Annotated in this window: 16 protein-coding genes, 3 tRNA genes and 1 pseudogene; 7 read left to right on the forward strand and 13 right to left on the reverse strand. The window is 70.3% G+C overall.

Annotated features, from left to right (window positions below; all coding sequences use genetic code 11):
- Positions 1 to 1,226, reverse strand: a 1,226-nt coding sequence (locus QZ483_RS06950) for an MFS transporter (RefSeq protein ID WP_297082329.1), incomplete at its 3' end; no start/stop codon positions are given.
- Between the two features lie 160 nt (positions 1,227 to 1,386).
- Between QZ483_RS06950 and QZ483_RS06955 the strand changes: the two genes are divergently transcribed.
- Positions 1,387 to 2,427, forward strand: a complete 1,041-nt coding sequence (locus QZ483_RS06955; RefSeq protein WP_297082331.1) for a LacI family DNA-binding transcriptional regulator — start codon at positions 1,387 to 1,389, stop codon at positions 2,425 to 2,427.
- Positions 2,428 to 2,447: 20 nt separating this feature from the next.
- On the opposite strand, the gene QZ483_RS06960 is transcribed toward QZ483_RS06955, so the two are convergent.
- The 6 genes from QZ483_RS06960 to QZ483_RS06985 all read right to left on the reverse strand — a co-directional run bounded on the left by QZ483_RS06960 (position 2,448) and on the right by QZ483_RS06985 (position 4,909).
- Positions 2,448 to 2,879: a MaoC family dehydratase gene (locus QZ483_RS06960; protein WP_297082333.1), complete on the reverse strand. Its 432-nt coding sequence runs from the start codon at positions 2,877 to 2,879 to the stop codon at positions 2,448 to 2,450.
- Entirely contained in the window at positions 2,876 to 3,322 is a 447-nt protein-coding gene (locus QZ483_RS06965) for a MaoC family dehydratase N-terminal domain-containing protein (protein WP_297082335.1), read from the reverse strand. The genes QZ483_RS06960 and QZ483_RS06965 overlap by 4 nt, the downstream gene beginning before the upstream one ends.
- Before the next feature lie 64 nt (positions 3,323 to 3,386).
- Positions 3,387 to 4,415, reverse strand: coding sequence for an endonuclease/exonuclease/phosphatase family protein (locus tag QZ483_RS06970; protein ID WP_297082336.1), 1,029 nt, complete (start codon positions 4,413 to 4,415; stop codon positions 3,387 to 3,389).
- An 81-nt stretch (positions 4,416 to 4,496) separates the two neighbouring features.
- Positions 4,497 to 4,661 carry a 50S ribosomal protein L33 gene (gene rpmG, locus QZ483_RS06975; protein ID WP_042213233.1) on the reverse strand — a complete coding sequence of 55 codons (165 nt, stop codon included), beginning with the start codon at positions 4,659 to 4,661 and terminating at the stop codon, positions 4,497 to 4,499.
- Between the two features lie 65 nt (positions 4,662 to 4,726).
- Positions 4,727 to 4,800 (reverse strand) — tRNA-Met (locus QZ483_RS06980).
- 36 nt (positions 4,801 to 4,836) lie between these two features.
- Positions 4,837 to 4,909 (reverse strand) — tRNA-Thr (locus tag QZ483_RS06985).
- Positions 4,910 to 4,994: 85 nt separating this feature from the next.
- Here QZ483_RS06985 and QZ483_RS06990 point away from each other — a divergent pair.
- Both QZ483_RS06990 and QZ483_RS06995 read left to right on the forward strand, forming a co-directional pair.
- On the forward strand, positions 4,995 to 6,335 hold the full coding sequence (locus tag QZ483_RS06990) for a winged helix-turn-helix domain-containing protein (protein WP_297082341.1): 1,341 nt from the start codon (positions 4,995 to 4,997) through the stop codon (positions 6,333 to 6,335).
- 57 nt (positions 6,336 to 6,392) lie between these two features.
- Positions 6,393 to 7,880 carry a sugar porter family MFS transporter gene (locus QZ483_RS06995; RefSeq protein WP_297082342.1) on the forward strand — a complete coding sequence of 496 codons (1,488 nt, stop codon included), beginning with the start codon at positions 6,393 to 6,395 and terminating at the stop codon, positions 7,878 to 7,880.
- 328 nt (positions 7,881 to 8,208) lie between these two features.
- Here the strand turns inward: QZ483_RS06995 and QZ483_RS07000 are convergent.
- Positions 8,209 to 8,290 (reverse strand) — tRNA-Tyr (locus QZ483_RS07000).
- A 134-nt stretch (positions 8,291 to 8,424) separates the two neighbouring features.
- Between QZ483_RS07000 and QZ483_RS07005 the strand changes: the two genes are divergently transcribed.
- Positions 8,425 to 8,916 (forward strand): YajQ family cyclic di-GMP-binding protein, encoded by a 492-nt coding sequence (locus QZ483_RS07005; protein WP_297082344.1) that lies wholly within the window; start codon positions 8,425 to 8,427, stop codon positions 8,914 to 8,916.
- A gap of 31 nt (positions 8,917 to 8,947) precedes the next feature.
- Here the strand turns inward: QZ483_RS07005 and QZ483_RS07010 are convergent, their stop codons facing one another.
- Positions 8,948 to 9,307, reverse strand: a complete 360-nt coding sequence (locus QZ483_RS07010; RefSeq protein WP_297082346.1) for a nuclear transport factor 2 family protein — start codon at positions 9,305 to 9,307, stop codon at positions 8,948 to 8,950.
- Positions 9,308 to 9,427: 120 nt separating this feature from the next.
- Positions 9,428 to 10,333, reverse strand: a complete 906-nt coding sequence (htpX, locus tag QZ483_RS07015; protein ID WP_297082358.1) for a zinc metalloprotease HtpX — start codon at positions 10,331 to 10,333, stop codon at positions 9,428 to 9,430.
- Between the two features lie 161 nt (positions 10,334 to 10,494).
- Between htpX and fucO the strand changes: the two genes are divergently transcribed.
- Entirely contained in the window at positions 10,495 to 11,646 is a 1,152-nt protein-coding gene (fucO, locus tag QZ483_RS07020) for a lactaldehyde reductase (RefSeq protein WP_297082348.1), read from the forward strand.
- Between the two features lie 79 nt (positions 11,647 to 11,725).
- Here the strand turns inward: fucO and QZ483_RS07025 are convergent, their stop codons facing one another.
- The 3 genes from QZ483_RS07025 to QZ483_RS07035 all read right to left on the reverse strand — a co-directional run bounded on the left by QZ483_RS07025 (position 11,726) and on the right by QZ483_RS07035 (position 15,839).
- Complete coding sequence (locus QZ483_RS07025; RefSeq protein ID WP_297082350.1) at positions 11,726 to 13,111, reverse strand: FAD-dependent oxidoreductase; 1,386 nt, start codon at positions 13,109 to 13,111, stop codon at positions 11,726 to 11,728.
- 132 nt (positions 13,112 to 13,243) lie between these two features.
- A complete protein-coding gene (locus tag QZ483_RS07030) occupies positions 13,244 to 13,885 on the reverse strand; it encodes a DUF4125 family protein (RefSeq protein WP_297082351.1) in 642 nt (213 codons plus the stop codon).
- A 1-nt stretch (position 13,886) separates the two neighbouring features.
- Entirely contained in the window at positions 13,887 to 15,839 is a 1,953-nt protein-coding gene (locus tag QZ483_RS07035; RefSeq protein WP_297082353.1) for a DUF4037 domain-containing protein, read from the reverse strand.
- 190 nt (positions 15,840 to 16,029) lie between these two features.
- Here QZ483_RS07035 and QZ483_RS07040 point away from each other — a divergent pair, with 190 nt between their 5' ends.
- Together QZ483_RS07040 and QZ483_RS07045 are read left to right on the forward strand one after the other, a co-directional pair.
- The gene (locus QZ483_RS07040; RefSeq protein ID WP_297082355.1) at positions 16,030 to 17,151 is read left to right on the forward strand and encodes a phosphatidylserine/phosphatidylglycerophosphate/cardiolipin synthase family protein; all 1,122 of its coding nucleotides are present in this window, start codon (positions 16,030 to 16,032) and stop codon (positions 17,149 to 17,151) included.
- Between the two features lie 303 nt (positions 17,152 to 17,454).
- Positions 17,455 to 17,716: pseudogene (locus QZ483_RS07045) on the forward strand (nitrite/sulfite reductase); the annotation flags it as partial.

The following is a 17,716-nucleotide window of genomic DNA, read 5'->3' on the forward strand; positions in this document are numbered from 1 at the left end:
CTGCGCAGCAGCGGCCCCTCCTTGCGGACGGCGCGCGCGAGGAGGAAGGAGGTGGTCGAGGCGACAGCGACCACGAGCAGCGCCTCGTTCAGCGGCAGCACCTCCCCCAGGTTCCCGATGAGGGGCGGGACCATGAGGCCGGCGACCGTCGAGAAGGAGGCGACAGCGGCGACGCGAGCGGCGGCGTGCCGGGGGTCGTCGGCGGCGGCCGAGAACCCGATCGGCACGCCCAACGCCGCGCCGAGTCCCCACAGCGCGGCAGCGACCGGGACGAACGCGAAGGACGGCGCGAAGGCGAAGAGCAGCAGCCCGCACACGACGGACACCGCGCTCACCCGCAGCGCGACCACGCGGCCCAGGCGGCCGATGATGGGCGCACCGAACCATCGCACCGTCACCATCGACACGACGAACACCCAGTAGATGACGTCCCCCATGGCCTCCGGGCGGTCGAACTCGTCCACGACGGCGAGCGACATCCATTGGGCCGCGGTCATCTCCGTCATCGACGCCGCGAACACGATGAGGCCGATGAGGACCACGCGACGGTCGCGGTACTCGGCGCGCGCGGTCGCGAAGGGGCCCCCCAGGGACGCGGCGGGGACGTCCGGATCCGGCAAGCCGTCGATGACCGCCACCGGGATGATCGCGAGGCGCACGAGGGTGAGCAGCACCGCCATGCCCAGGAAGTGCCAGCCCGGCGCCACGCCCGCGTGGGACAGGATCGCGCCGATGCCCAGGGCGGCGGCCATGCCGATCGAGAAGGCGCCGTGGAACTGCGGCATCACCGCGCGCCCCAGGTGGCGCTCGACCGCCGCTGCCTCCGCATTCATCGCGACGTTGGTGAACGCGAACGAGAAGCTGACGAAGAAGTGCCCCACGGCGAAAACCGCCGGCGCACCCAGCACGGTCGACAGCGCGACCAGCGAGAATGCCGCGAGGTAGCTGAAGCTCGACCACCACAGGATCGCGCGCGTGCCGAAGCGCGCCGCGGTCCAGCCCGTCACCATGAGCGCCGCGAGCGCACCGAAGGCCCCGAAGATGATGAGGTTCGCAAGGCCGGAGACACTGACGTCGAGCGCATCCCTGACGGACGGAACGCGTGACAGGAACGTGGACAGCATCGCCCCCATGAGCGCGAACAGCCCCAGGACGCCCCAGCGGGCAGCGCGGACGCGCTGCGGGAGGGGCGCCGTGGTGGGGGCGTGGGCGAAGGGGTGACGCACGGAGATCCTGTCGTGATCGTGGTCGCACGGAATGCGGCGACGGCACGCCGTCGCCGACGCCCCGGGGCCCGATGAAGCCCCGCGCGTCTATTCTGCGACTACGCTGGTAGCAGCGTCAAAGTACGGGAGGGGCGTCGTGGCCGCGAAGAGAAGACCCACCATGGCAGACGTGGCCGCGCGTGCGGGAGTGTCCCTGTCGACGGTCTCGCTCGCCTATTCGGGCGCTGGACCCATCTCTCCAGAGATGAAGGCGCGGGTCGAGAAGGCCGCCGCCGACCTCGACTACAGCGGGCCGTCCGCGCAGGCTCGCGCGCTCCGTTCGGGGCGCTCCCACGTGGTGGGCGTGGTGATCCACGACACCTTCACGCTCGCGTTCCGCTCGCCGTACATCCTCAACGTCATGGACGGCCTGATCTCGAAGCTGGGCGACATGGGGCTCGGAGTGCTGCTGATCCCCAACCCTCCCGAGGACCCGGAGGCGAAGTCGCTGCTCGACTCCGCGCCGATGGACGCCGCGGTCGTCTTCCGCGTCCGCGACCACGACGAGCCCGCCGTCGAGAAGCTGCGCAAGCGCGCGCTCCCCTTCGTCGTGATGGACGGCGCCGCGCCGGCCGGTGCCGGTCAGGTGTCGATCGACGACACGACCGCTACGGTCCAGCTCATCGAGCACCTCCAGGCACTGGGCCACGAGCGCATCGGCACCATCACGCTGCCTCACGGACCCGGCGTCGAGACCGGGCTCCGCCCGATCGACTACATGCCGGAGTCCGCCTGGGCGCCCATGCACAATCGACTCGAGGCGTTCAGGCACGCCGGTGTCGAGCCGTGCGTCGTGGTCGAGGCCCGCGAGACCATGGTCGCCGAGGGCATCGCCGCGGGTCACATCGCGCTGACTCACGAGTCGCAGCCCACCGCCATCATCGCGCAGTCGGACGTGCTCGCGGCGGGCGTGGTCCAGGCGGCGCGCGAGCTCGACCTGAAGGTCCCGCAGGACGTGTCGGTCACCGGCTTCGACGGCATCGACCTCCCGTGGCTCGCGCCGCTCGAGCTCACCACGATCATCCAGGACGGCGTCGCCAAGGGCGAGGCCATGGCCGAGGAGGTCAAGGAGCTGCTGGGCGGCGAGACGCCGTCGCAGGTCTGGATGCCGCTCGAGTTCCGCCAGGGCACCTCGACCGGGCCGGTGCGGTCGGGAGACTGAGGCGGCCGCAGGCCTGGCCCCTAGTCGCAGTCGACGATCGCCTGCGCCCTGCCCAGCACCTTGGTGTCGCCGTGCTGCACGGTCAGGTCCACTCGCGCCGTGCGGCGGTCGTCGTCCAGGGCGCCGATGCGGGCCGTCACCGTGACCACGGCCTCGCCCGGGTTGGGGACGGGAATGGGGCGCGTGAAGCGCACCTGGAAGTCGGAGACGTTGCCCGCGCCGGCCCACTCCTCCACCACGGAGGCGGCGGAGCCCATGGTCAGCATCCCGTGCGCGATCACGCCCGGCAGACCCACCTCCTCCGCGATCACGTCGTTGTAGTGGATCGGGTTGAAGTCGCCGGAGGCGCCCGCGTAGCGGACGAGCGTGTCGCGGGTGAAGGTCAGCGCGCGCTCCGCCACCGTCTGGCCCACCTCGAGGCCCTCGAAGGCCGGGCTGGTCGACTCGGTCATGCCGCCTCCCTGACCGCGAGGGTGCTCGTCACCGTGGACACGGGCGCGCCGTCCTGGTCGACGAGCTCCGCGCGAGTGGTCACCATGGCGATGCCCGCGCGCTGCTTGATGCTGTCGATGTGGACCGTGGTCGAGATGAGGTCGCCCGCGACGAGCGGGCGCACATGGGTGAAGCGCTCGTCCGCGTGGACCACCATCGAGAAGTCCACGCCCACGTCAGGATCGGTGACGACGTGGAATTCCGCGCGCTGCGCGATGATCACCGCGAAGGTGGTCGGGGCGACCAGGTCGTCATACCCCTCCGCCTGGGCGACCGCGACGTCGCGGTGCGCGCCCGAGTAAGCGTCCACAGCGTCCGCGAACTCGCGGATCTTGACCCGCGTCACCTCGTAGGGCTCGAACGGGCCGTAGCTGCGACCCTCTGCATCCTGATTCACTGGCACGTCGCCAGCCTAGCGAAACGGAAGCGCCTGATCGCGACGGGCCGATGCGCCGGCGGAGTGCCGCTCAGCTCTCGCCTGACGTGTAGGTGTAGTTCACGAGCAGAGCGCGGTGGTCCGACCCGGTGATCGCGACCGTCTCGACGGCGCTCGCGCTGAAGGGGACATCGCGCACCAGGACGTGGTCGATCGCGACGAGCGGGAACGGCGAGCGGCTCTCGGGGAAGGTGAAACGCGGGCCCACGCCGGCCTGGTCCCTGGCGTGAGAGTAGCCCGCGTCGAGCAGGTCGCGGAAGGCTCGGTGGTCGGACGTGAGATTGAGGTCGCCCACCACGATCGCGGGGCCCGGGGTGGCCTCGAGAAGCTCGATGAGACTCTCCGTGTCTGCGCTCCACGCCTCGTGGGAGAACAGCCCAGGCGCGGCGGGGTGGGGCGCGATCACAGTGATGGCGCCGTCACCCGTCCCGAGGGTCGCGTGCGCGGTGCGCGCCACGAAGCCGTCGAGCGAGGCCGCGATCGCCAGAGGCTCGCGCGACCACAGTCCGGTGCCGGTGAACCCGGGCTCCGGGTAGGCCGCCGCGTACGGCAACTCCTCCTCGAGGCCTGCCTCGACGAGGGCGTCCTGGGCCTCAGGCGTGAGCTCCTGAATCGCGAGCAGGTCGACGTCGCGATCGCGGACCAGCGCCACGACCTGCTCGGCCTCGGCCTCGCCGAAGGTCATTGACACTGACGCGACTGTCAGCGCATGCGGTCCTCCGGGAAGAGTCTCGCTGCTCCAGACCGGCGCCATGGTGAACACCACCGGGACGCACGCCAGCACCGACACCCCCGCCAGCAGCGCCGAGCGGCCTGCGGCCGCACACACCAGCGACGCGGCGAACCCCGCGAGCGCCCACGGCGTCAGGGCAACGAGCACCGCGAACGGACCGGCCTCGAACCCGAGCTCACGCGCGGCGACCACGGCCAGCGTGGGTGCGAAGACCACCCATCCGAGCGCACGCGCCACCCCGCGCCACTGCACGCGCACGCGCCGCGGGCGTCGCGCTGGCGACGTCGACTGCCATCCAGCGACCGCATCGTCCCTGCCCAGTGTCATGACGAGAGTGTCCCACCCGGCCCCGGAATGCGGAAGGCCCGCCCCTCCTCGGAGGTGGCGGGCCTTCGCGTGTGAATCAGATCAGCGCGTCTCGCGGTGCGCGGTGTGCTTGCCGCACTTCCGGCAGAACTTGGAGAGCTCCACACGGTCAGGGTTGTTGCGACGATTCTTGCGCGTGATGTAGTTGCGGTCCTTGCACTCGGTGCAGGCCAGCGTGATCTTCGGGCGGACGTCGTTCTTGGCCATGGTTCTCTCCCAGCCTTGTCATGACGCGCTCGTCAAGCGCGTGAGCAGGCGGATCGCCTGCTTCGTAGCGAGGGCGGGACTCGAACCCGCGACCCCACGATTATGAGTCGTGTGCTCTAACCACCTGAGCTACCCCGCCATGACAGCGGCGTCCGTGAGAAACACCGCATATCAGAGCCCCGACAGGGAATCGAACCCTGGACCTTTTCCTTACCATGGAAACGCTCTGCCGACTGAGCTATCGGGGCAAGCCGGTCAAGAATACACGGCCCCGGGGGTGGAAGTGAAATCGGCCCCGAGGCGATGTCCGACGCCGTCACTAGAGTGTGCCAGGTGAGCCCCGACATCGGTGCCGCGGAGGCGCGGCGCATCTTCCTCGACGCCCAGTCGCTCGCCCGCAGACGCCCATCGCGCCGGCCGCGAGACGCCGACTTCGCGGCCTATCTCGAGCGTCAGGGCGTGCTGCAGCTGGACACCGTCAACGTGCTCGCGCGGGCCCACTACCTGCCGCTGTACTCGCGGCTGGGGCCGTACCGGCCCGCAGTTCTCGACGCGTTCCTGTGGGGAGACGAGCGCGGGCACTCCCCTCACGCCTTCGAGCACTGGGGCCACGAGGCCTCGGTGATGCCGCTCGACGTGCTGCCGCTGATGCACCACCGCATGCTCACCACCACCACGTGGAAGGCCCGCACCCGCGACGCGCTCGAACGGGAGCGGCCGGGGCTGCTCGCCCAGGTGCAGGCGGCCGTCGAGGAGTCGGGACCCGTGGTCGGCGCGGACCTCGAGCACCTGGCGCCGCGCGAGGGCCGCTCGGGCCCCTGGTGGGACGCGAGCCACGCCAAGGTCGCTGCCGAGTACCTGTTCATCACGGGAGGCGTCGCCGCGTCGCGTGGGCGGCACTTCGCGCGCACGTACGACGCGACGATGCGCGGGTGGGGTCTGCCCGCGGCGGACCGGGGCGACTGGGGAGTGCCGGCGGACGAGGCGCGCCAGGCTCTGTTCGACCGCGCGCTGTCCGCGTGCGGCATCGGCACTCCCAAGGACGTGTGCGACCACTTCCGACTCCCGTTCCAGGCGGGCCCCCGCACCCCGGGTGTCGCGGGCGGCAAGGCCTGGGCCGCATCGGCCGTGGAGAGGGGGCTCGCGCAGTGGGTGAGCGTCGAGGGCTGGGACGAGCCCGCGCTGCTCGCCACCGGGTCCGCGACGCCCGAGCGGCCGCACCACCGCGCGGCACAGGATCCCGGAAGGGCCACGGGGAGGGCGCTGCTCAGCCCGTTCGATCCCGTGTGCTGGTTCCGGCCGCGCCTCCAGCGGATGTTCGGCGTCGACTACCGCATCGAGATCTACACGCCCGAGTCCAAGCGGGTCTACGGCTACTACTGCCTGCCGCTCCTGGTGGGGGACCAGATCCCGGCACGGCTCGACCTCAAGGCGGACCGCAAGGCGGGCGTGCTGCGGGTGCTCGCGGCATGGCTCGAGCCGGGCGTCGCGACGGGTGCGAGGCGGATGACGAGCGCGCGCATCGCCGCCGCCGCCTCGGACGAGCTCGACCTGATGGCGCGGTGGCTGGGACTCGACAGCGTCGAGGTCAGCGATCGCGGCGACCTGGCGCGTCCGTTGCGTTCCCAGCGTGCCGCCTCACCAGGCGCGACGCCCTCCACGGCGATACTGTGAGGGCGTCAGACCACCCCCGCGCACAGACGCGCGCCGTACCGTCCTGAAGGAGTGCTGATGAGCACGTCGACCCCCGCATCGGCCCCTCACTCGGGAGCGAAGCTCAACGGCAAGGTCATCGCGATCAGCATCGGCGCCGCGCTGGGAGGCTTCCTGTTCGGCTTCGACTCCTCAGTGATCAACGGCGCCGTCGACTCGATCCAGGGGGAGTTCGAGCTGTCCGAGGGGTTCACCGGGTTCGTCGTGGCGTCGGCGCTGCTCGGCTGCGCGGTCGGCGCCTGGTTCGCGGGCACGCTCGCCAACAAGTACGGGCGCATTCGCGTCATGGTGATGTCGGCCATCGTGTTCCTCATCTCTTCGGTCGGCTCCGCCCTGTGCATCGGCGTCTGGGACCTCATGGCATGGCGCATCATCGCGGGCCTCGCGATCGGCGCGGCATCGGTCATCGCGCCCGCCTACATCGCCGAGGTCGCGCCCTCTGCCTTCCGCGGCCGGCTGGGGTCGCTCCAGCAGATGGCGATCGTCCTGGGTGTCTTCGCCGCGCTGCTGAGCGACCAGCTGCTCGCCGAGAGCGCGGACGGCGCTGCGAACGAGCTGTGGTGGGGCATCGAGGCATGGCGCTGGATGTTCCTCGTGTGCGTCGTGCCGGCGGTGGTCTATGGCGCGGCGGCGCTGACGCTGCCCGAGTCGCCGCGCTACCTCGTGAGCAAGCACCGGATCGACGAGGCGGCGGAGGTGCTTCGAGACTTCTCCGGCGAGGACGACGTCGACCACAAGATCGTCGAGATCCGCGTGTCCATGGGCGAGGACGAGCACCGCTCGCTCGGCGACCTGCGCGGCCGGGCGTGGGGTCTCAAGCCGATCGTGTGGACGGGCATCCTGCTGTCCGTGTTCCAGCAGTTCGTGGGCATCAACGTGATCTTCTACTACTCCACGACGCTGTGGCAGTCGGTCGGATTCGACGAGTCCGATGCCTTCCTCACCTCGACGATCACGTCGGTCACCAACGTCGTCGTCACCATCGTGGCGATCGCCCTGGTGGACAAGATCGGACGCCGCCTCCTGCTGCTCATCGGTTCCGCCGGCATGACCGTGTCGCTGGGCGTCATGGCGGTCGCCTTCAGCACCGCATCGCTCGATGCCTCGGGAAACGCGAGTCTCGAGGGCGCGTGGGCCACCACGGCGCTCATCGGAGCCAACGCGTTCGTGGTGTTCTTCGGGGCGACCTGGGGCCCGGTGGTGTGGGTGCTCCTGGGCGAGATCTTCCCGAACAAGATTCGCGCGTCCGCCCTCGCGGTCGCCGCGGCGGCGCAGTGGATGGCCAACTGGGCGATCACCGTGACGTTCCCCGAGCTCGCCTCGGTGAGTCTGGTGCTCGCGTACGGCTTCTACGCGTCGATGGCCCTCATCTCGTTCTTCTTCGTGTTCTACCGCGTGCCCGAGACCAAGGGCATGGAACTCGAGGAGATGTCCTCGGACGTCGCCGTCAAGCGGGGCCACTTCGTTCACACGGCGGCAGGGCCGGCTGCGGACGAGGTGGGCTGAGCCTCGGCGGCGCGCGGGGGGCCCCGCGCTCAGCCTCCACCAGGATCCACGACGCCTGCCATATCAACACTGGCGCTCCATTGCCGCGCTCAGATTCGCGGCCACTGTCTGAGCGCGCCAATGGAGCACGAGTGTGGATCTCAGCGCGGGCGTGTGCCGCAGTGGAGACTGAACGATGGCGGCCGCGGCGCGGCACTCGTTCGCTCACAGGATTCAGCCGGCGCCTGGAAACGTCACTCATGCACTCATGGCGCGCTCAGGCGCGGGCGGGGAGGCATGGTGGGGCCGCCGGGGAACGCGAAAGGCCCGGCCAAAGCCGGGCCCCACGTGGCAGGTGAGGGATTCGAACCCCCGAAGTCAGTGACGGCTGATTTACAGTCAGCTCCCTTTGGCCGCTCGGGCAACCTGCCATGCGCCTGGTCGAAACCGCAAGCGGCGCGCATGGAAGGATAGCAACAGAAAGGCCCCCGGCGCGAACCGGCGTCGGGGTCGCCCGGCCCCGACCGCATCGGCGCTCCTCGCGCCCCGACCCCAGGAGGACCCCATGGCAGGCGACAGCAGCTTCGACGTCGTGAGCAAGATCGACCGTCAGGAGGTCGACAACGCCCTCAACCAGGCCTACAAGGAGATCAACCAGCGCTACGACTTCCGCGACGTGGGCGCCTCGATCGAGTTCTCCGGCGAGGCCATCCTCATGAAGGCCAACTCCGCTGAGCGGGTCAAGGCGGTGCTCGACGTGCTGATCGGCAAGCTCGCCAAGCGCGGCATCTCCATGAAGTCCCTCGAGTACGGAGACCCGGTGCCCTCGGGCAAGGAGTTCCGCCTGGTCGCGGAGCTCAAGGAGGGGATCACCCAGGAGACCGCGAAGAAGCTCGGCAAGCTGATCCGCGACGAGGGCCCCAAGTCGGTGAAGTCGCAGATTCAGGGCGACGAGCTCCGCGTGCAGTCCAAGTCCCGCGACGACCTGCAGAAGACCATCCAGCTGCTCAAGGGCGCCGACGTCGACGTGGACCTGCAGTTCGTGAACTACCGCTGACGCCGCGGGCTTCGGGAGCCTGCCGCCCACTTCACGGCGACTGCTGGTGCAGCATCATGCGCCACCCGCCGCGGGAGCGCACATACGTACTGGCGAGCATCGCGTCGAACGGCGCCTCGTCGTCGCGCTCCGCGTGCACGCGGTAGGACACCACCGCAATGCCGGCACCGAGGTCGTGGACCGTCAGGTCGTCCAGCCGGTAGTCCTGCCAGCGGCGCGACTCTGCCATGCCGTCGATCGCATCGTCCCTCTCCATGACTCCGAACGGAAAGACCATCACGGCCTCGCGGGCGAGGACGTCGTCGTAGAAGTCGCGCGCCTCGCCCCGGGTCAAGGCCTCCCAACCGTCACGCTCCAGCGCCACCAGTTGCTCTGCCTCGTGAGTTCTCATCGTCCGTGCCTCCTCCGTCATCGCGTGGGGCGCGCACGGGGCGCCCATGCCTCGTTGGTGTCGTCAACGCACACGACCTCCCAGGCATGCCCGAACGCGCCGTCGCGGCCTCAAAGGGGCCTAGAAGTACTGCCCGTTCGAGCGCGCCATCTCCTCGAGGCGGCCGATGCGCTCGTCCATGGGCGGGTGCGTCGAGAACAGCTTCGCCATGCCCGCGCCCGAGAACGGGTTCGCAATCATCATGTGCGAGACGTTCTCGAGCGGCGCCTCCTGCGGCAGCGGGCGCGCCTGGGTTCCGGACTCGAGTTTGCGCAGCGCGCTCGCGAGAGCGAGGGGGTCGCCCGTGAGCGAGGCGCCGTCCTCGTCCGCGTCGTACTCGCGCGTCCGCGAGATCGCCATGCGGATGAGAGCGGCGGCGATGGGCGCGAGGAACAGCATCGCGAGCATGCCGATGGGGCCCAGTGGGTTGTCGCGGTTGTTGTTGCCGCCACCGAAGAAGAACAGCATCTGCGCCGCCGCCGTGATGAGGCCCGCGAACGCCGCCGCCACCGAGCCGATGAGGATGTCGCGGTTGTAGACGTGCATGAGCTCGTGGCCCAGCACGCCGCGCAGCTCGCGCTCGTCGAGCAGGTCAAGGATGCCCTCGGTGCAGCAAACCGCGGCGTTGTTGGGGTTGCGTCCCGTCGCGAACGCGTTCGGAGCTTGCGTGGGAGAGACGTACAGGCGCGGCATGGGCTGATTGGCCTCGGCGGACAGCTCGCGGACGATCCGATACATCGCCGGCTGCTCGACCTCGGTGACGGGTCGAGCGTGCATGGCGCGGATCGCGAGCTTGTCAGAGTTCCAGTAGCCGTAGAAGGTGCCGATCAGGCCCAGGCCCGCGAAGATCCAGATGTACTGGCCGCCGCCCACGAACGAGCCGATGCCCAGCAGCACGACCCACAGGAGCACGAAGAGCGCGCCCGTCTTGAGCCCGTTGAAGTATTGCTTTCCCACTGATCCTCCGAGGACATGTTGTTCGCACATTGAACGGGCGACCGCCTGTTCGGGTTCCCGCGTGCGGGGTGTCATGGAGCATCCGGGACGTTGGGCTCACGTCGGCCAGCCGATGCGATGGTGCACTGGAGATTGGAACGATTCAGAACCGCCCGATGCGCGGGCGTGCCGACCGAGCAGAGGAGCTCACCATGGCCTACCGCATGATCTGGAACCAGACGGCCTACTTCGGGGCCGGTTCCATCTCCGTCATCCCCGAGGAACTGAGCCGTCGCGGCTTCACCAAGGCGTTCGTGGTGACCGATCCGGTCTTGATCGAAACCGGCGTTGCCGGCCGCGTCACCGCGCTCCTGGACGACGCTGGCTTCGCCTACCAGCTCCACTCCGATGTGGTCCCGAACCCGCCCATCGAGAACGTCCGGAGCGGCGTCGCGGCGTTTCGCGAGTCGGGCGCCGACGTCCTGATCGCCATCGGCGGCGGATCTCCGCAGGACACCTGCAAGGCCATCGGCATCGTGGTGGCGAACCCCGAGTTCGAGGACGTGCGATCGCTCGAGGGCGTCGCGGACACCCAGAACCCGTCCGTGCCCATCATTGCCGTCCCCACCACGGCCGGGACCGCGTCCGAGACCACCATCAACTACGTCATCACTGACGTCGAGCGGCAGCGCAAGTTCGTGTGCGTCGACCCGCACGACATCCCGATCCTCGCGGTCGTGGACTCGGAGATGATGGCCAGCGCTCCGCGGGCGCTCAAGGTCGCCACCGGGCTCGATGCCCTCACACACGCGATCGAGGGCTACATCACTGCAGGCGCCTGGGAACTGTCCGACCTGTTCCATCTCAAGGCCATCCAGGTCATCGCCCAGGCGCTGCCGCTGGCCGCCGACGGCGACGCCGATGCCGCCGACCGCATGGCCCTGGGCCAGTACGTCGCCGGCATGGGCTACTCCAACGTGGGACTGGGACTCGTCCACGCGATGGCGCACCCCCTGGGGGCCTTCTACTCGGCCCCGCACGGCGTCGCGAACGGCGTCCTGCTGGCACCGGTGATGGCCTTCAATGCCTCCGACTCGGGAGAGAAGTACCGCGACATCGCGGCGGCATTCGGCGTCGCGGACGCCCACGCCATGCCCCTCGACGATGCGCGCGTGGCGGCCGTTGAGGCAGTTGCCTCACTCACTAGGGAGCTGGGCAACCCCACGACCATCACCGAGGTGGGCGCGACCGCCGCAGACGTGCCGGCGCTGGCGCAGGCGGCGTTCGACGACGTCTGCGCGGGCGGCAATCCCCGCGGCGCGACCGTCGAGCAGATCGAGGACCTGTACCGCGGACTGCTGTAGCGCGATGCAGCAGTGAGAATGCGCCGAGGGCCGGCACGGATACCCGTGCCGGCCCTCGGCGTTCGCGCCTGGCGCGCGACTACTGCGCCGCGCGCACGCGGTTCAGCGCGATGTCCGTCATCTCGTCGCGCGGCACGACCTTGATGCGCTCGCGACCGTCAGCCTCGCCCAGTGCGCGCTCGTGCGCGTCGAGCAGCTCCCAGTCGTGCCACTGGACCACGTCGACGCCCCGCTCGCGCAGGAGGTGCATGAGGTTGTCCGGGCTGAGCTGCTGAGCGCCCGCCTGGGTCTCCGCGTAGAGGCGCGGCGCGTCCTCGACGAGGTTCGCGATGGTCTCCTGCGCATCGGACTTGGTGTGTCCGATGAGGCCGACCGGGCCGCGCTTGATCCAACCCGTCGTGTAGAAGCCGTGCACGGCGTCGCCACCGTCCACCACGCGTCCGCCCTCGTTGGCGATGGTGCCCTTCGAGTGATCGAACGGCACACCCTCGATCTCGGTGCCGTAGTAGCCCACCGCGCGGTAGACCGCCTGCACCGGATAGTCGATGAACTCCCCGGTGCCCTTGACCGTGCCGTCGCCCTGCAGCTCGGTGCGCTCCACGCGCACGCCCACGACCTTGCCGTCCTCGCCCAGCACCTCGTGGGGGCTCTGGAGGAAGTGCAGGTGGATCCGGCGCGATGCCGTGCCCGGCTCCTTGAGCGCATAGTCAGTGAGCGTCTTGACGACCTGCTTCTGCTGCTTGTTGTTCTCCGCGACCTCCATCGAGGCCTCGTCGAACTCGTAGTCCGTCTCCGGGTACACGACAATGTCGACGTCCGGCACGTGTCCTAGCTCGCGCAGCTCGAGCGGCGAGAACTTGACCTGGGCGGGTCCGCGGCGGCCGAACACGTGGACATCGGTCACGGGATTGGACGCGAGGCCCTCGTAGACGTTCGCCGGGATCTCCGTCACAGCGATGTCCTTCGGGTGCTTCGACAGGACGCGGGCGACGTCCAGCGCGACGTTGCCGACGCCGAAGATCGCGACCTCCTTGGCCTCGAGGGGCCACGTGCGCGGAACATCGGGGTGGCCATCGAACCACGACACGAAGTCGGCGGCGCCGAACGATCCATCGAGCTCGATACCAGGGATGTTGAGGTCGGAATCCTCGAAGGCGCCGGTCGCGAAGATCACCGCGTCGTAGTGCTCGCGCAGGTCCTCGAGCGTGAGGTCCGTGCCCACGTTGACGTTGGCCAGCAGGCGGATGTCACCGCGGCCCAGGACGTTCGCGAGCGCGACGATGATCTGCTTGATGCGCGGGTGGTCCGGGGCGACGCCGTAGCGGACCAGACCGAACGGTGCGGGCAGACGCTCGATGATGTCGATCGACGTCGAGATGTCGGACTTGGACAGGATGTCGGCGGCATAGGTGCCAGCAGGTCCGGCGCCGACGATGGCGACGCGCAAGGGGCGTTCGGTGGTCACAGGTGTCTCACTTCGATTGGCGGAGGCGGCGCGCCCGGCCGTTCGGGCGCAACGGCACCAGAGTATAGACACACTCCGGCGGGCGGTCACGGCGCCGTCGAGCGCCACAAACCCCGGGGGGCATCGCACGCCTCACGCGCGCTGCGCTGCCTCTGCCGACTCCAGGTCGGGGTAGCCGGACATCGCCACCGTGAGCGACAGGATGCGCTCCGTGAGGTTGCGCCCCTGGTCCTCGAAGTCGCGCACGAGCGCCTCGTAGAGGTCGAACGTCGCGTCCGAATACGTGCCGAGCTCACCGCGCAGGTACGTCTCGAACGAGGTCTCCGCGAGAGTGTCGTCCGCGGTCCTGAGCACCCGCATGCTCGCGCCGAGACAGGGGTACTCGCCATGGAACTGAGCGGCCCAGCCAACCTGGCGCGCGATCACGCGCTCGTGGCGCTCGATGCGCTCGGCGGGAAGCACCGGCAGCCGCGGCGCGATCTCCGCCGTGTAGCGGGCGGGCTCCGTCGAGCTCATCATGCGCCCGTACTTCTCGGTGAGCAGGTTGCGTCCCGCGCTCTCCGCGGCCGAGAGGTCGTGCTCGTAGCTGTCGAGCAGGGGGATGCTCCATGCGAGGAACTGCGCGAGTCGCATCTGCCGGAACGTCTTCCAGTCGTCCTGGCACGCGGCACGCCCGTCATCGCCCTGGACCCGCTGGAACTGCCGCCACTCGGCGTCGACGATGCGCTGAGCTCGCGCCATGGTCTCGGGGAACAGCCGGTCATCCGCGGTCACGTCACACGCTCCGCAGCCAGGGGTCACGGATCCGCGCGCGCAGCTCGTCGCGGTGGGGCTCGAGGAAAGTGTCCGTCGCAGTCGAGAGCCGCTGGACTCGCAGCTCGTCGACGACTGCGGCGCATGCGCGCTCGATCGCGCCCTCGAGACCGCGCCGCGCGCCTCGCGCCCCGGCGCCGCCCTCGCCGAACTCCACTCCGCCCAGGCACGCCGCCGAAGCGAGCCGCACGGCCTCGCCGAGGTCGCGGTGCACGGTCGGCACGCGCGACCCAGGCCGGGCCGCGAGAGCGCGCAGCGCCGCCGGACGCCACTTGTAGTAGGGCAGGTACCCCACGCTCGAGGGTCGGTTGAGCAGGAAGACGGCCGATGCGGCCGCAGCCACGAACTCGCCCACCGCCGCCCAGGCCGCCTCGCCGTCGGCCCGGTCCAGCATGCGCGGGACGTTGTACTGGCCCGCCTGGGCCATCATCGCGATCCGCTGGCCCAGCCGCATCAGCAGCACGTCGTCCGGCATGCGAAGGAAACCACCCCTCGCCGCACCGAACGCGCCCAGCGGATCCGCGAAGACCGCGCCGTTCGTCGCGACGGCCAAGGTCGGCTCGTGGAGCGTGACCCACGCGCGAGCATCGTCCGGCGCCGCCCGCAGGCCCGTGAGCCGCTCGAAGAAGTCGCCGATCTCGAAGACGCCCACTCTCTGCTCCCGCGCGGATCGCGCAGTCGCGACGCGGGGTCCGACGCCGCGGAAGCGTCGAGGGAGCGCGTCGTACGCGGCCTGCAGCTCCTCGCCGTGCGCGTCCATGTCCTCGCGGGTGAGCCACAGGCACACTCCAGGCCCGAAGTCGTGATCGCGCGACACGGCGTCGTCGAATCCGTAGCACTCGGACCCGTGGCCCACGAGGCCCGCGGCGACGCGCCCGTGCAAGGCGGGCCGAGCCTGCACCATCGGCCGGACATGCTCCTCCCAGAACGCACGAGCGAGCGAAAGACCAGACTCGACTGGCGCGGACTGCGCCGGTGGCGTTCGCGGCGCGGCACCCGACCCAGTCGCCGACTCGGGGGACGGCACGGCACCGCCGGGGGTGACCGACCCCATGACCGGCGCAGTCCCGTGGCCGCTCGCCATCGCGGCCGCCGCCTGCTCGGCGTGGGCGAGGTTCTCGGCGGTGACCACGTACTGATCGCTCGACTCCCCGAACGCGGTCCGGGTCATGTCGAGCGCGCGCCGGTAGAGGCCGACCGCCTGCTCGGTCTCGCCACGCCGGAAGCACGACTCCGCGAGTCCGGCGAGCCCGGCCGCGGCATGTCCATCCTCGCGGCCGCATGCCTCGAAGATCTGCGCGGCTTCCTGCGCCCGGGCAGCGGCCTCGGACCCGCGACCCAGGTCGTGGCAGACCAGTGAGAGGTTGGTGAGCGTGCCGGCGATGTCCACATCGCGGTCGGGATCGACCGTGGTGCGCTCCAGGATCGCGAGGGCTTCGAGCAGCTGCTCGTGCGCAGCAGCGGGGTCACCCCGGTCGCCCAGCAGGATCGCGAGGTTGTTGCGCAGCGCCGCGAGCCGCCTGTCATCCGGGTCCAAGACCGCGAGCGCCTGCTCGAGCGCTTCGTCGTACGTGGCGCGCGCCTCGTCGCTCTGCCCGGCCGCGCGCTGGGCTGTCGCGATGTTGATCAGGGTCGTGACGTGGTTCTCGGTGCCCGGCCATCCGAGGGCGTCGGACAGCTCGCGCGCCTCGGCGGCGGCGCGGAGCGACCTGTCGTGGTCGCCGGTCGCACGCATCAGGCCCATCAGCTCATTGAGGATCGCGAGCCGAGCGGCGCGGTCCCCCAGCGACTCGGCCTCCGCGAGAGACTGATCGAGGAGCGCGGCGGCGGCATCAGGCCCCTCGCCGGCGCTGAACAGGCGGTCGAGCCTCGCGAGCATGCCCGAGACATCGAAGACCTCGGTGGGTGCGTCCACAGCGACATCCTTGGACCGATGGGACGGCATCTGGGGCGGGGACCATGCCGCGTCTCGAGCATAGGCCGCGTCGCCGCCGTGGCGTGGGGACGGTGGTCCCGGTGACGGCGCGGTGAGCGGGCGATGAATCCTGAGTGACGGCGCCGCGCGAGCATGGAACGGGCCCGCGGTCGCGTGCAACTCTCGTGTCGTGACCGCTTCGGCAGCGACCAGCACCCGCCCGGCGTCTCGCCCCGCGGCCCTCCCCCCTACCCTCGGACGGGCCCCCGCCACCGCATCGGCCGTGCACCTGAAGCCGGCGGCGCCGCCCTCCCTGCTCCGCGGCGCGGCGTACCTGCGCGACCTCACCTCGGCCGTCGCATCGGCCCAGCGCCGTGTGCGCCTGACGGCGCTCACGGTGAGCCGCGACGCCCTCACCTCTGACCTCATCGACGCGCTGATCGACGCCGCCGCTCGCGGCGTCGACGTGCGGGTGAGCGCGGACGTGTTCACCTACACGGCGGGATCGGCGTCCATGGTCGGCGGGGCGATGCCGTCGCGGCGCCGCACGAGCGCAGCGGCCCTCGACCGCGACCTGCGCGGCGCCGGAGGGACGATGCGGTGGCTGGGCCGCGAGACCGGCCTCCCGTTCCGGGGTCGCACGCACACGAAGCTGACGGTGGTGGACGACGTCGCGTGGTCCTTCGGCGGCGTCAACATGGACGATCCCGGGGTCACCAACGTCGACTACATGCTCCGCGTCGAGGATGCCGCGCTGGCCGACAGCCTGTCCTCGCTGCACGACGCCATCGCGGCAGAAGCCCCCCGGGAGCGGATGCCCGCGCAGGTCCTCGACCACGCCGTCGGCCGCGTGCTGATCGACGGGGGCAGACCGGGCGAGTCAGCGATCTACGCCGCCGCGCTCGCGTGGGCGCGCCGAGCCGAGAGCGTCCTCCACGTCTCGCAGTACTGCCCCACGGGGCCGCTGGGGCGCGAGGTCGCGCGCCGCGCGGACGGGCTGTGGTTCAACAGGCCGCGCCAGGCCGCGTTCGCGAACGCGACGCTGATCGCCTCCTCGATGGCGACGACGGGGCACCGGACGCGATACCGGCGCGAGCCGTACCTGCATGCGAAGGCGCTCGTGTTCACGATGCCGGACGGGGAGCGGGTCGCGATCACGGGTTCCCACAACTTCGTGGCCGCGGGAGTGCGGCTGGGCACCCGGGAGATCGCACTCGAGACGCGCGACCCGCACGTGATCGACCAGATCGAGCGGTTCCACACCGAGCACGTGCGCGCCGGCGCGCGGGCCCCGCATACCCACGGGGTATAGCGAGACGGCGGCGCGCCGTGCGAAGATCGCCCGCATGGCAACCCAGCAGAACGTGCGCGCATCGATGATGTGCTGCGACTGCTGTGCCATGTGTCTGTCGGCCTGATCGCCCACGGATACGTCCCCACGTAGCCCCTGGGCGCTCGGCCACCGAGCGCGGCCCAGCAGCGCTCACCTGGCCGAGAGCCCTCCCAGAATGTCGAGGAGACCTCGGTGACCGACACCGAAGCCACCACCACGCGCACCGCCGCTGAGATCGCGGAGGCTGAAGAGCGCCGCCGCCACCGCGAGGAGGCGCGCCTCATCCGCACGCGCGAGGCCGCGGCGCGCAAGAACACCGCGTCCAAGGACGGCCAGTGGGCCGCGGGCGACCGCACGCCGCTGAACCCCAACGAGGAGATGAAGGCGGCAGGCGACCCCCTGCTCGTGCGTCAGCGCATCGAGACCATGTACTCGAAGTGGGGCTTCTGGTCGATTCCTCCGGGGGACCTGCGCGGTCGCTTCCGCTGGTGGGGCCTGTACACGCAGCGCCGCCAGGGCATCGACGGCGGCAAGACCGCGATCC

The sequence above is a fragment of the uncultured Demequina sp. genome, assembly GCF_913055775.1.
In the GTDB taxonomy this organism is placed as follows: Bacteria; Actinomycetota; Actinomycetes; order Actinomycetales; family Demequinaceae; genus Demequina.

Coding starts and splice junctions, on each gene's coding strand:
- QZ483_RS06955 (WP_297082331.1), top strand. CDS start 1,387: ATGGCAGACGTGGCCGCGCGTGCGGGAGTGTCCCTGTCGACGGTCTCG.
- QZ483_RS06960 (WP_297082333.1), bottom strand. CDS start 2,879: ATGACCGAGTCGACCAGCCCGGCCTTCGAGGGCCTCGAGGTGGGCCAG.
- QZ483_RS06970 (WP_297082336.1), bottom strand. CDS start 4,415: ATGACACTGGGCAGGGACGATGCGGTCGCTGGATGGCAGTCGACGTCG.
- rpmG (WP_042213233.1), bottom strand. CDS start 4,661: ATGGCCAAGAACGACGTCCGCCCGAAGATCACGCTGGCCTGCACCGAG.
- QZ483_RS06995 (WP_297082342.1), top strand. CDS start 6,393: ATGAGCACGTCGACCCCCGCATCGGCCCCTCACTCGGGAGCGAAGCTC.
- QZ483_RS07005 (WP_297082344.1), top strand. CDS start 8,425: ATGGCAGGCGACAGCAGCTTCGACGTCGTGAGCAAGATCGACCGTCAG.
- QZ483_RS07010 (WP_297082346.1), bottom strand. CDS start 9,307: ATGAGAACTCACGAGGCAGAGCAACTGGTGGCGCTGGAGCGTGACGGT.
- htpX (WP_297082358.1), bottom strand. CDS start 10,333: ATGTGCGAACAACATGTCCTCGGAGGATCAGTGGGAAAGCAATACTTC.
- fucO (WP_297082348.1), top strand. CDS start 10,495: ATGGCCTACCGCATGATCTGGAACCAGACGGCCTACTTCGGGGCCGGT.